The sequence below is a fragment of the Bradyrhizobium sp. SEMIA genome (assembly GCF_014844175.1).
GTDB classification, from domain to species: Bacteria; Pseudomonadota; Alphaproteobacteria; order Rhizobiales; family Xanthobacteraceae; genus Bradyrhizobium; species Bradyrhizobium arachidis.
Window position 1 is genome coordinate 424,409 of sequence record NZ_CP046601.1, and the last position, 12,658, is coordinate 437,066.

The following is a 12,658-nucleotide window of genomic DNA, read 5'->3' on the forward strand; positions in this document are numbered from 1 at the left end:
ATCTGTCTCCGCACGCTACGATGGCCCCCAATCAACAATGATCGGGAGACACGCCATGAGCTCACTCGCCGGCAAGCAAGGTCCGCGCTATCGCCATACCGCGGACGACGGCGCTCCTTACGAGACCATCGCGGTCGAGAAGCTCACGCCCATCATCGGCGCGGAAATCTCCGGCGTCGATATCGGCCAGCTCGTCGAGGGCGACGCGCGCTCCAACCGGCAGATGGACGAGATCCATCGTGCGCTCGCCGAAAACCTCGTGATCTTCTTTCGCGACCAGCAAATCACGCCAAAGCAGCATCTCGCCTTCGGCCGCAAGTTCGGCGAACTGCATTTCCATCCCGCAGCTCCCCACGAGGACGAAGACCCGGCGCTGATGAAGATCTATGCCGACAAGAACTCGCCGCGCGCTAATGGCGAGGGCTGGCATTCGGACGTGTCCTGCGATCTCGAGCCGCCGATGGGCTCGATCCTCTACATCAAGCAGTGTCCGCCGCGCGGTGGCGACACGCTGTTCGCCAACATGTACGCCGCCTATGAGGCGCTGTCGGATCGCATGAAGGCTTATCTCGACGGCCTGACCGCGCTGCATGACGGCGAGCCGATCTATCGCGGGCTCTACGCGAACTATGGCGTCGCCGACCGTCCGTCATATCCGAACGCGGAGCACCCCGTGGTGCGCACGCATCCGGTCACGGGCAGAAAGGCACTCTACGTCAACCGCGGCTTCACCCGCCACATCAACGGCATCCCGCGCGACGAGAGCGACGCCATGCTCGCCTATCTCTACCAGCACGCCGAGAACCCGCTGTTCCAGTGCCGCTTCCGCTGGACCGAGAACGCCATCGCGTTCTGGGACAACCGCTGCACCCAGCACCGCGCCATGTGGGACTACTGGCCGCATACGCGCTCGGGCACGCGGGTGACGGTGAAGGGGGAAAGGCCGGTGTGAAGGGGCTGCGATGTGGGCAGCCCAGCATGAACAAAGAAAGCACCGGGCAACGCCGAGGCTTTTGAAGTCCTTTGGTCCGCAGGCCGTCAGTACTTCGCGACGATCGCACCGCCACTAAAGCGATAGTTGACACCCAGGCGTACCACGTCTTCACGGAAATTATTCGAGATCGACCAGGCCGCACCTGCGCCTGCTCCGGCAGCGGGAGCAGGAGGCGTCGGAGTGATTCCGGACGAGCTTCCGAAATCCATGTGCAAATATTCGACTTTGGCGGACCAATTGTTGTTGAACGCGTACTCCCAGCCGGCGCCCACGACCCACCCGAGCTTGGTGTCAGACGCGCTAGCTTGATACCGGAAGCCTACGAATCCCGGAAAATCGAGTGCCTTGAGCCAATTGAATTCGGCAAAGGCCGCGCCGCCGGTCACGTACAACAAACTGCGCTCGGCGACCACGACGCCGGCCCGCGCTCGCGCCGTTGCAAACCAATTGGAATGGAAACGCTCTTCCCAGGTGTAGGGAGAGATGGGCGCCGCGTTTGCAAAGGGGCCTCGAATTTGTTGTGCGCCAAGATCGCTGTAGTTGATATCGCCTTCGGCGCCGATGACGAAGATGCCCTTTTGGTAGTTACAACCAATTCCGAGACCTGCGGTGACGCCATCCGGCGTAACTTTTGCGGCGGATGCCGACGTCAATATCGCGGCGGTGCCAACCGGCGTCAGGCCCGCAAAGATGGCGTTGGGGGTGCCATCCGACCTGACCTCGGCGCGCGAGTAGCCTGCGTTGCCGCCGACATAGCAGCCGCTCCAGGAGAAAACCGGGACTGGTGCGGGGCGAGCCTTCACCGCCATGTCGGCCGCGGAAACGACGCCGGGCATCAACACGGAAACAGAAATAGCCGCGATCCTCAGCGCGCTCTTCACCATCTCTTTGGCCCCCAGCCAAATCAGATTTCAATATGCCGACAAGTTACGGCGTCCGCCGCGCCCAAGTCCGTCACCCATCTGCAACACCGGGGAAATTTCCCGAAAGCGTGGTCGCCATGACGAAAAAGGAGGGGCCAGCGCGCCGCAAGTCTACGCGTTGACGCCCCGCGTCGCCTGCGCCAATCTTCCCGAAAGGGAGTCGGGAGGATCAGCCATGCTCCGCGCCGAGGACAACAAATTCCTGATCGAGTCCGGCCTCGGAGCGCGAATGGGCGGGCTGTTGCAGCGTTTCTGGGCAGCGGAGTAGGGTTTGTCGCACGCGCGGAGCATCGTCGCCGGGCTCGTCGCGTCCATCCTGCTATCGTCGCTTGCGCCTGTTGGCAGTGGCCAAGCCGCCGCCACGCGAAAGACAACGAAACTCAAGTCACAGTCGACACAGCCGCCGTTCAAATGTGAGAAGCCAAAATTCCGCATCGTCGTCGATGTCGGGCATACCCCGGACGCCTACGGCGCGCTCAGTGCGCGCAATGATCCGGAGTTCGGCTTCAACTTCGTTCTCGCAAAGCTGATCACGGCCAAACTCAAGTCCGAAGGTTTTGCCGCCACCCGCCTGCTCGTCACGGACGGCAAGGCGCGGCCGAGCCTGTTCAAGCGCGTCAGTGCCGCCAATGACAGCCGGACCGATCTCTTCCTGTCGATCCATCACGATTCGGTGCCGGATAAGCTGCTCGAGACCTGGGAATTCGACGGCGCGAAGAGCTATTTCAGCGACCGCTTCTCGGGGCACTCGCTGTTCGTGTCGCAGCAGAATCCGCACTTCGCCACCAGCCTGATGCTGGCGCGGATGATCGGCAGGCAGCTCAAGCAGCAGGGCCTTCACTACGCCAGCCAGTACACGCTGCCGGTGATGGGCCGCTACCGCCGCCAGCTGCTCGACAAGGAGGTCGGCGTCTACCGCTATGACGGGCTCATCGTGCTGTCGCGGACACGGAGTGCTGCCGTGCTGCTCGAGGCCGGCTCGATCATCAATCGCGACGAGGAGATGGAGCTGAACTCGTCCGAGCGGCAGGAGATGATTGCGGAGGCCGTCGCGGCGGGGGTCGGGGAGTTCTGCGAGAGGCGGTAGCTGCTGCGCTCGCAATGACGGGCTGCTACAGCGGCACCCCCCGATACTCCCGGTTCGCCAGGCTCGCCTCCTCCAGGTCCAGATCGCGCTCGATCCGCCGTCTTGTCTCGTCGGTGATCTGGCCGTCGCGGAGGAGTTCGTGGATGAATTTGCGTTCGGCGGCGATCAGCTCGCGGGTCAGCGCGGTGCCGGCGGCGGAGACGTCGTGGTGCGCGGGATCGAGTGAGTCCGGAAGCTGGTTGACGCGGATCTCGTGGCGCGCGCGCAGGAGCCGCATCACCTCGTCGGAGACTTCCTTCTCCGCGGTGAGCTCGTCCAGCGATTTCAGCGCGGCGTCGAGCGCCTGGCGACGCGCCGCGATCTCGGCCTCGTGCTCGGCGACGTGCTCGTTGCGGCCAGCTTCGGCGACGCCGAGCCAGCGCACCACGGGCGGCAGCGTCAGGCCGACGCCGATCAGGGTGACGAAGATGACGCCGAAGGCGACGAACAGGATCAGGTCGCGATACGGGAAGGCATCGCCCTCGGGCAGCGTGAACGGCAGCGCCAGCGCGGCCGCGAGCGACACCGCGCCGCGCACGCCGGTGAAGGCGAGCACGAACGGCCATTGCCAAGGCGGCGAGGGATCGCGCTCGCGCAGCGACTTCGAGAGGATTCGCGGCAGATAGGTCGCCGGATAGAGCCAGGTGAAGCGCGCGATCACGATGATCATCAGCACCAGGGCAGTTGCGATCAGAATGTCGTCGAGCGGGAACGTCTTCGATTTCTCGTAGAGCGCGCGCATCTGGAAGCCGGTGAGCAGGAACAGCAGGCCCTCGATCAGGTAGATGATGAGGTCCCAGAAGAAGATGCCCTGCAGGCGCGTCGCCGACGAGATCAGCAGCGGGCCGTTCCAGCTGACATAGAGGCCGCAGGCGACCGTGGCGATCACGCCGGAGCCGCCGACATGCTCGGGCAGCCAGTAGGAGACGTAGGGCGTGATCAGCGACAGCGTCAGCTCGACCTGCGGATCCCCGGACCATTTGCGGAAACGCAGGGAGAGCCAGCCGACGCCGATGCCGAACGCGATCTCGCCGGCGACGATGAGGGCGAATTCACCGGCCGCCAGCGGCAGCGAGAAGTGACCGACCATGATGGCGGCGAGCGCGAAGCGGTAGAGGATCAGCGCGGTGGCATCGTTGGCGAGCCCTTCGCCTTCGAGGATGACCACGAGCCGGCGCGGCAGGTTCAGCCGGCGCGCGATCGCGAGCGGCGCCACCACGTCGGGCGGCGCGACGATCGCCCCGAGCAGGAAGCCGATGGTCCAGGGCAGGCCGATCAGATAGTGCGTGGCGGCGGCTACCATGGCCGCGGTGAAGATCACCGCGCCGACCGCGAGCAGCACGATTGGCCGCAGATTGTTCTTGAACTCGCGCCAGCTCATCGCAACGCTCGCCGAGTAGATCAGCGGCGGCAGCACCATCAGCAGCACCAGTTCCGGCGGCAGTTCCACCGGCGGCATGCCGGGTATGAAAGCGAGGCCGACGCCGGAGAGCATCAGCAAAATGGCGGGCGCGATGTTGAAGCGGCGGGCGACCAGCGCGGTGCCCGCCAGCACCGCGAGCAGGATGAGAAAGGTCTGGAACTTCGCTGCGATCATGGCCTGTCTTGGCCCGGAAGAGCTCTTCCAGCGCGGTGCGATACTCCGCGAGATGCTCCGACTGCCGGCGGACCGGCATCTCCCAGGCTATCCCGAGCCAGGCGAGGTCCTCGTAGATCGCCGCCTCGAACTCCGGCCGGCAGCGCGTCGCATCGATGTCCTCGATCCGCAGCAGCAACCGCCCGCCGGCCTCGCGCGCGCGGTCAAAGTTCAGCAGCGCCGAATAGGCGTGGCCGAGATGCAGCAGGCCGTTGGGGCTGGGGGCAAATCGGAAAACGGGTGGCATGAGTTCTCAGCTATTCGTCATTGCCGGGCTTGACCTGGCAATCCATCCTCCATGACTCTGTTACGATAGGAGATGGATGGCCGGGTCAAGCCCGGCCATGACGCCGGAAAGAGCTTGCCGAACTGCGATGACCATCCACCTCGAAAGCCAGTCCGATCTCGAAGAGGCCGTCCACGCGCTGGTCAAGCGCGATTCGCGCCTCAAGCCCGTGTTCGAGATCGCGGGCATGCCGGCGCTACGGCGGCGCGAGCCGGGCTTTACGGGGCTGGCCCACATCGTCTGCGGGCAGCAGCTTTCGACCGCGAGCGCCGCGGCGATCTGGGGACGGCTGTCGGCCGCGTTCGATCCGTTCGACCATGACGCCGTGCGCCGCGCCCGCACCGACCGGCTCGGGCGGCTCGGCCTCTCCGCAGCCAAGATCAAAACGCTGAAGCACCTGGCGCGCGAGATCAATGCGCAGCGGCTGAACCTCGACGTGCTCGCGGAGGAAGACGCGGACGCCGCGCATCACACGCTGATCTCGCTGCCCGGCATCGGGCCGTGGACCGCCGACGTCTATCTCCTGTTTTGCCTCGGCCATGGCGATGCCTGGCGGCCGGCGATCTCGCCGTGCAGGAAGGCATCAAGATTGGCCTCGGCCTGAAGGCGCGGCCAACCGAAAAGCAGATGGCGCCGCTCGCCGAACCCTGGCGCCCCCTGCGCGGCGCGGCGGCGCATCTGTGGTGGAGCTATTACCGCGCAGTGAAGAAGCGCGAAGGTGTGCTGTCGGCATGAGCAGCCGAACAGCGTTTAAAACTATGTTGCTGTTGCAAAGCTCGCGCGCGTGACCGATTGAGATGCCGGCACGGACAAGCCGGGATCGACATGATGACAGCCACCGACTTCATCGTCGCGCGCGACGATTTCGAAACCTGCAAGACGATCTCAACGATGCTTCCCGCAGCCGACGCGTTGCCGCCGGATGCGCTGCTGGTGAAGGTCGACCGCTTCGCCTTCACCGCCAACAACATCACCTATGCCGTGCTCGGCGACACCGTGAAATACTGGGAGCTGTTTCCCGCGCCAAAGGGTTTTGGCAATATTCCGGTGTGGGGCTTTGGCGATGTGATCGCCTCGAGGCATCCGAACGTGCCGGTCGGCGAGCGCCTGTTCGGCTATTTCCCGATGGCGACGCATCTCGTCATCGAAGCTGCCGACGTCAGCAAGCGGGGCCTGCGCGACGGTGCCGCGCACCGGCAGAACGTAGCGCCCGTCTACAACGCCTATGCGCGCGTCAGCGGCGATCCCGCCTATGCCGGACGGCAGGGCGACTACCAGGCGCTGCTGCGGCCGCTGTTCATGCTGTCGTTCCTGGTCGACGATTTTCTCGCCGAGAACGACGATTTCGGCGCGCGCACCGTGCTGCTCTCGAGCGCATCGAGCAAGACCGCGTTCGGGCTCGGCCATCTCCTGCATGCGCGAGGCCGCAAGGTGATCGGGCTGACCTCGTCAGGCAACACCGCTTTCGTCACCTCGCTCGGCTGCTACGACGAGGTCGTCACGTATGATCGCGTGACGTCGCTGCCATCGGACACACCGGTCGCCTTCATCGACATGGCCGGCAACAGCGCGCTGCGCGCCGAACTGCACCGGCATTTTGGGGACCAGATGAAATGCTCGATGCGCGTCGGCTTGACGCATCGCGCCACCGACGCCGACGAAGCCGCCCTGCCCGGCGCCAAGCCGCGCTGGTTCTCTGCGCCCGAGACGATCCGCAAACGCGCCAAGGACTGGGGCCCGGGCGGCATCGAGCAGCGTTTTGGCCGGGCCTGGGCGGGCTTCGCACCGACGCTCGACCAGCGCCTGACCGTGATCGAGAGCCGCGGCCCGAACGCCGTGCGGCAGGTCTATCTCGACACGCTGAAAGGGCGCATTCCGCCTGAGCAGGGCCACATGCTCTCGCTGCTCGGGTAAATCGCTTTTGGCATGGGCTGATCCAGTATAGCGTTCGATCTCCGAGGAAACGCCGCGAAGACGGCCATGAGGTCGCGCATGCTGGACAGGACGCAGGATATTTCCGTCGCCGCGCAGGCCTGGCTCGATGAATTCGAGCGCACGCTGCGAAAGCCTGACCGCGAAGCGCTCGACCGCCTGTTCGTTGCCGAGTGTTTCTGGCGCGACGTGCTGGCACTGAGCTGGAACCTGCAGACGATCACCGGCCGCGATGCAGTTGCGCAATCTCTGACCGTGCTCGCGCCCAAGGCGGCCCCCACCAGCTTCAAAATCGCGCCGAACCGCGCACCTCCGCGCTGGGTGATGCGTGCCGGCACCAACAACATCGAAGCCATCTTCAATTTCGAGACCATGCTCGGCCGCGGCAACGGCATCGTACGGCTCGTGCCCGATACCACCGACGGCGACCGGCTGAAGGCGTGGACGCTGCTCACCGCGCTCGACGAGCTCAAAGGCTTCGAGGAACAGCTCGGCACCTCGCGGCCGCGCGGGCAGGCCTATTCGCGCGATTTTCGCGGACCGAACTGGCTCGACCAGCGCAACGCCTCGCGCGACTATGCAGATCGCGATCCGACCGTGCTGGTGGTCGGCGGCGGCCAGGCCGGGCTCGCGATCGCGGCACGGCTGAAGCAGCTGAAGATCGACACGCTGATCGTCGATCGCGGGGCGCGCATCGGCGACAATTGGCGCAAGCGCTATCACGCGCTCACACTGCACAATCAGGTGCAGGTCAATCACCTCCCCTACATGCCGTTCCCGCCGAACTGGCCGGTCTATATCCCCAAGGACAAGCTCGCCAACTGGTTCGAAGCCTATGTCGATGCGATGGAGCTGAATTTCTGGACCGGCACCGAATTCGAGGGCGGTGACTACGACGAGGCGGAGGGACACTGGACGGTGACGCTGCGCCGCGCCGACGGCAGCCAGCGCACCATGCATCCGCGCCATGTGATCATGGCGACCGGCGTCAGCGGCATCGCCAACATTCCTGACATTCCGACCCTCGATAATTTCAAGGGCGCGCTGCTGCATTCCAGCCGCTACGAGGACGGCGAGAACTGGACCGGCAAGCGCGCCATCGTCGTCGGCACCGGCAACAGCGGCCACGACATCGCGCAGGATCTTCATTCCAGCGGCGCCGAGGTGACGCTGGTGCAGCGCTCGCCCACACTCGTCACCAATATCGAGCCCTCGGCACAGCTCGCCTACGCGACCTACAATGAAGGCACGCTCGAGGACAACGACCTCATCGCGGCCTCGATGCCGACGCCGCTCGCGAAGAAGACCCATGTAATGCTGACCGAGCAATCGAAGCAGCTCGACAAGGAGCTGCTCGACGGCCTTGCCCGCGTCGGCTTCAAGCTCGACTTCGGCGAGGCCGGCACCGGCTGGCAGTTCAAATACCTCACCCGCGGCGGCGGCTATTATTTCAACGTCGGCTGCTCCAACCTGATCGTCGAGGGCGCGATCAAGCTGAAGCAGTTCTCCGACATCGAAGGCTTTACGGCCACAGGCGCACAGATGAAGGACGGCACGACTGTTGCGGCCGATCTCATCGTGCTCTCGACCGGCTACAGGCCGCAGGAGTACCTCGTGCGGAAACTGTTCGGCGATGCCATCGCCGACCGCGTCGGCCCGGTCTGGGGCTTTGGCGACGGCTTCGAATTGCGCAACATGTATGCGCGCACCAAGCAGCCCGGCCTGTGGTTCATCGCCGGCAGCCTTGCGCAGTGCCGCATCAACTCGAAATATCTCGCGCTCCAGATCAAGGCGATCGAGGAAGGGATTTTGGAGCCGACGTAACCACACTCGTCATTCCCGGGCGCGTGCAGCGCGAGCCCGGCATCCATGGAAACTCCGGGACGGGCGGCCCGATGGATTTCGGGTTCACGCTTCGCGTGCCCCGGAATGACAAGAGGAGAGATCAATGCCAGCCATTCTCGGCACCGGCGAGCACCGCTACCGCGTCGTCGACAATTTCGCAAAGCTGCCGGACGGCTGGCAGCTCACCGACGTCGCTTCGGTCGCGGTCGACGGCAAGGACCGCGTCTACGTCTTCAACCGCGGCGTCCATCCGATGGTGGTGCTCGACCGCGAAGGCAATTTCCTCCGAAGTTTTGGCGAAGGCCTGTTCTCGCGCGCGCACGGCCTGCACATCGACGCCGACGACAATCTCTACTGCACCGACGATGGCGACCACACCGTGCGCAAATGCACCACCGAGGGCAAGGTGCTGCTGACGATCGGCATTCCCGCAAAGCCGGCGCCGTTCATGAGCGGCGAGCCGTTCCACCGCTGCACCCACACTGCGCTGTCACCGAAAGGCGAGATCTACGTCTCCGACGGCTATGGCAATGCGCGCGTGCACAAATTCACCCCTGACGGCAAGCTGATCAAGAGCTGGGGCGGGCCGGGCACCGATCCCGGCCAGTTCAACATCGTGCACAACATCGCGACCGATGCCGACGGCTGGGTCTATGTCGCCGACCGCGAGAACCACCGCGTGCAGGTGTTCAACGGCGAGGGCAAGTACGAGACGCAGTGGAACAATTTGCACCGGCCCTGCGCGCTGTGCTGCTGCGGCGGGGCCAAGAGCCCGACCTTCGTCATCGGCGAGCTCGGCCCCGGCCTCGACATCAACCGCAATGTGCCCAATCTCGGCCCGCGGCTGTCGATCGTCGACGCGCAGGGCAAGCGCATCGCGCGCCTCGGCGGCGAGCAAGGCCCGGCGTTGCCAGCGGAAAATTCCTGGCCCCGCACGGCATCGCGCTGGATTCGAGGGGCGACATCTATGTCGGCGAAGTCGGCGTCACCAACTGGAAAACCAGCTTTCCCGACGAGGAGATGCCGGCCGCGGTGCGCGCCACGCGCTGCCTGCAGAAGCTGGAGCGGGTGCGGGAATGAGGCATCGGCGACCCGCAGCGGCGGTTCCGGGCCGCCCCGCATGATCGCTCCCCGAATCACGGCGTTTTTGAGCGCTTCGCCACCCCGCCGCCGCATTGCTTGCGCCTGAATAAGTCGCTCAACGGGCTTCACAATCCCGTCACGCTGCATGTAGTATGTCAGTACATGCTGCTTCGCAGCGTACATTGGAGGCCGGGAGCGTTACTTGAACGCACATGTCTCGCAAGGCAGTTGGCCGGTGCTGGTCCTGAACGCGGACTTCCGGCCGCTGAGTTACTACCCACTGTCTCTGTGGTCGTGGCAGGACGCGATCAAGGCGGTGTTCCTCGACCGCGTCAACATCGTCGCGCATTACGATCAGGCGGTTCGAAGTCCCACGCTGGAAATGCAGCTGCCCAGCGTCGTCTCGCTCAAGTCCTTCGTCAAGCCGACCACCCATCCCGCCTTCACCCGTTTCAACGTCTTCCTGCGCGATCGTTTCGCCTGCCAATATTGCGGCTCGCCCGAAGACCTCACCTTCGATCACATCATCCCGCGCAGCAAAGGCGGCCAGACCACCTGGGAGAACGTGGTCGCGGCGTGCTCGCCCTGTAACCTGCGCAAGGGCAATCTCACGCCGGCGCAGGCCAAGATGTTTCCGCGCCAGAGCGCATTCGCGCCGACCGTGCACCAGCTCCACCGCAACGGCCGCCTGTTTCCGCCGAACTATCTGCACGACAGCTGGCTGGATTATCTCTACTGGGATACGGAGCTGGATCCGTAGGGTCGGATGCGGTTCGGTTCTCTTCGCGGCTCCCGATCGGTTGTTTTCTTCGCAGTCCTCGGAATCGGATGGCCTGCTGCGGCCCGTGCTTTGGATTGCCCTTCTGCCTTCCCGAGCTTTTTCGAGTCGATCGACGCCAGCGCCGATCCGGCAAGGAAGATCGAGGATCTTGAGGCACGCGCAGCGCTCGCAAATCTGAGCCCGATAGTTTTCAGCGGTCGACTTACAGGGGTCAGCTCCCTTGGCGGCTCTGAAGTTCAGGCCCCCGTCGAGCTCCTGACATTCGAAGACGTTAAAATTCTAAGGGGCGAGTTGTCTCGGAGCAGGCGCGACTGAAAGGCGGTGATTGCGCACCATGATGGTGCGATGGGACGTGTCCCACAGGGCAGCCGTGGATACCCGGCGCACTGCTTACGATCGGAACTTCTCCAGCCGCCGACGTGGTGAAGATCGACGGAAAAGCGGTCTACCATGGACGGGTCGACGGTGAGTCGGGTCCTTGCGGAACCTTTTTTCTTTCGCGGCTGCAGCTAAAGCTGATTGCCACATCTCCGGAGGAAATTTCACGGCTTGAACGCGAGCATCCGCGGCGCAAGCGGCCGTATGATTTGCCCAAGACCGCCCATTGATGCTCACACCCCGATCGCATTCCGCGCCACGACATCCCGATAGAACGCCGCGCTCAGCTTCGGCACCCTCGCCTGCGTCTCGAAGTCGACGCGATAGACGCCGAAGCGCTTGCCGTAGCCGAAGATCCACTCGAAATTGTCCATCAGGCTCCACAGGAAATAGCCGCGGATCGGCACGCCCTCGCTGATGGCGCGCTGCATCTGGGTCAGGTAGTTGCGCAGGAACATGATGCGGTCGAGGTCGTAGACCTGGCCGTCGGCGGCGATCTTGTCCTCCGACGAGGTGCCGTTCTCGCTGATGTAGATGTTCTCGATGTTCCAGACCTTTGCGGCGAGGCGCGGCGCCCAATAGATCACCTCGGGGCCGATGCGCAGCCATTCCGAGTTCATGTGCGGGAACGAGGTCGGGAACGGCAGCACGTGGAAGCCCGACGCGCGCTCGGACGCGGTGACGTAGAACTGCGGCGCGTAGATGTTGAGGCCGACGAAATCGTTCGGCGTGCCGATGATCTTCAATTCGTCAGGCGTGAACTTTGGCGCATCCGCGCCGGCATAGGCGAGAAGGCCGTCGGTGTACTTGCCCTCCAGCACCACGCCGAGGAAGCCGGCATTGAGCTCGCGCGTCGCGATCTCGGCGGCGCGGATGTTGTCCGGCGTCGCGATCGCCCGGCACGCAGGCGGCGATGTTCTCGGCCGCGCGCGGATCGCCTGCACCGCGAGCCCGTGCCCCAGCGCGACGTGATGGCGCGCCTGGTTGAGCTGCGCGGTCGGCAGCTTGGGGCCGGGCGCGTCGATGCCCCAGCCATAGCCGAAATTCACGAAGCGCCCGACCTCGTTGACGGTGAAGACGGTCTTCACGCGATCGGTCAGGCGCGCCGCAACATAGGCGGCGTAATCGGCAAAGGCTTTCGAGGTGTCACTCGACTGCCAGCCGCCGACACGATCCTGGAGCGCCTGCGGCAGGTCCCAGTGATAGAGCGTGGCGTAGGGTGTGATGCCGTTCGCGAGCAGCTCGTCGACGAGACGGTTGTAGAAGTCGAGCCCCTTGGGATTGGGCTGGCCCGTGCCTTCGGGAAACACCCGTGGCCAGGCGATCGAGAAACGGTAGGCCTTGACGCCGAGCGCCTTGATCAGCGCGACGTCCTCCTTGTAGCGATGATAATGCTCGTTGGCGCGGTCGCCGGTCGAGCCGTCCTCGATCTTGCCGGGCGTATGGCTGAAGATATCCCAGATCGACTTGCCGCGGCCGTCCTCGTTGACCGCGCCCTCGATCTGGTAGGACGAGGTCGCCGTGCCCCACAGAAACTCCTTCGGGAACGGTGCCGGCGCGTGACGGTCCACCGCCGGCGCATCGTTCTCCGCGCCCCTGGCACCCGCCGCAGCGCCGAGCGCGGCGAGGCCGGCGAGCTTTGCAAAACCGCGCCGCGAGAATTTTGCGAGCATC

9 protein-coding genes and 3 pseudogenes are annotated in these 12,658 nt (G+C 64.6%); 8 read left to right on the plus strand and 4 right to left on the minus strand.

The annotated features are described in order from the left end of the window. Positions 1 to 55: 55 nt before the first annotated feature. Entirely contained in the window at positions 56 to 952 is an 897-nt protein-coding gene (locus tag FOM02_RS02060) for a TauD/TfdA dioxygenase family protein (RefSeq protein WP_027563268.1), read from the plus strand. Positions 953 to 1,038: 86 nt separating this feature from the next. Here FOM02_RS02060 and FOM02_RS02065 read toward each other — a convergent pair whose 3' ends face one another. Then, a complete protein-coding gene (locus tag FOM02_RS02065) occupies positions 1,039 to 1,878 on the minus strand; it encodes an outer membrane protein (protein ID WP_027563267.1) in 840 nt (279 codons plus the stop codon). A 310-nt stretch (positions 1,879 to 2,188) separates the two neighbouring features. Between FOM02_RS02065 and FOM02_RS02070 the strand changes: the two genes are divergently transcribed. After that, positions 2,189 to 3,004, plus strand: coding sequence for an N-acetylmuramoyl-L-alanine amidase (locus tag FOM02_RS02070; protein ID WP_027563266.1), 816 nt, complete (start codon positions 2,189 to 2,191; stop codon positions 3,002 to 3,004). Between the two features lie 25 nt (positions 3,005 to 3,029). On the opposite strand, the gene FOM02_RS02075 is transcribed toward FOM02_RS02070, so the two are convergent. Both FOM02_RS02075 and FOM02_RS02080 read right to left on the minus strand, forming a co-directional pair. Beyond that, complete coding sequence (locus FOM02_RS02075) at positions 3,030 to 4,640, minus strand: Na+/H+ antiporter (protein WP_092211937.1); 1,611 nt, start codon at positions 4,638 to 4,640, stop codon at positions 3,030 to 3,032. Between the two features lie 19 nt (positions 4,641 to 4,659). Beyond that, positions 4,660 to 4,926 (minus strand): annotated as a pseudogene (locus FOM02_RS02080) (glutamate--tRNA ligase family protein); the annotation flags it as partial. Between the two features lie 127 nt (positions 4,927 to 5,053). Between FOM02_RS02080 and FOM02_RS02085 the strand changes: the two are divergent. The 6 genes and pseudogenes from FOM02_RS02085 (at position 5,054) to FOM02_RS02110 (ending at position 11,214) form a co-directional block, all read left to right on the plus strand. Next, positions 5,054 to 5,700, plus strand: a pseudogene (locus FOM02_RS02085) (DNA-3-methyladenine glycosylase family protein). Positions 5,701 to 5,793: 93 nt separating this feature from the next. Further along, positions 5,794 to 6,879, plus strand: coding sequence for a DUF2855 family protein (locus FOM02_RS02090; protein ID WP_027562138.1), 1,086 nt, complete (start codon positions 5,794 to 5,796; stop codon positions 6,877 to 6,879). 78 nt (positions 6,880 to 6,957) lie between these two features. Continuing rightward, a complete protein-coding gene (locus FOM02_RS02095) occupies positions 6,958 to 8,721 on the plus strand; it encodes an NAD(P)/FAD-dependent oxidoreductase (protein ID WP_027562137.1) in 1,764 nt (587 codons plus the stop codon). Positions 8,722 to 8,845: 124 nt separating this feature from the next. Beyond that, positions 8,846 to 9,822: pseudogene (locus tag FOM02_RS02100) on the plus strand (peptidyl-alpha-hydroxyglycine alpha-amidating lyase family protein). Between the two features lie 205 nt (positions 9,823 to 10,027). Beyond that, a complete protein-coding gene (locus FOM02_RS02105; RefSeq protein ID WP_008543309.1) occupies positions 10,028 to 10,585 on the plus strand; it encodes an HNH endonuclease in 558 nt (185 codons plus the stop codon). 440 nt (positions 10,586 to 11,025) lie between these two features. After that, the gene (locus FOM02_RS02110; protein WP_231164152.1) at positions 11,026 to 11,214 is read left to right on the plus strand and encodes a hypothetical protein; all 189 of its coding nucleotides are present in this window, start codon (positions 11,026 to 11,028) and stop codon (positions 11,212 to 11,214) included. 3 nt (positions 11,215 to 11,217) lie between these two features. Here FOM02_RS02110 and FOM02_RS02115 read toward each other — a convergent pair whose 3' ends face one another. Beyond that, positions 11,218 to 12,657 (minus strand): GH1 family beta-glucosidase, encoded by a 1,440-nt coding sequence (locus FOM02_RS02115; protein WP_265441424.1) that lies wholly within the window; start codon positions 12,655 to 12,657, stop codon positions 11,218 to 11,220. Position 12,658: the final 1 nt, after the last annotated feature.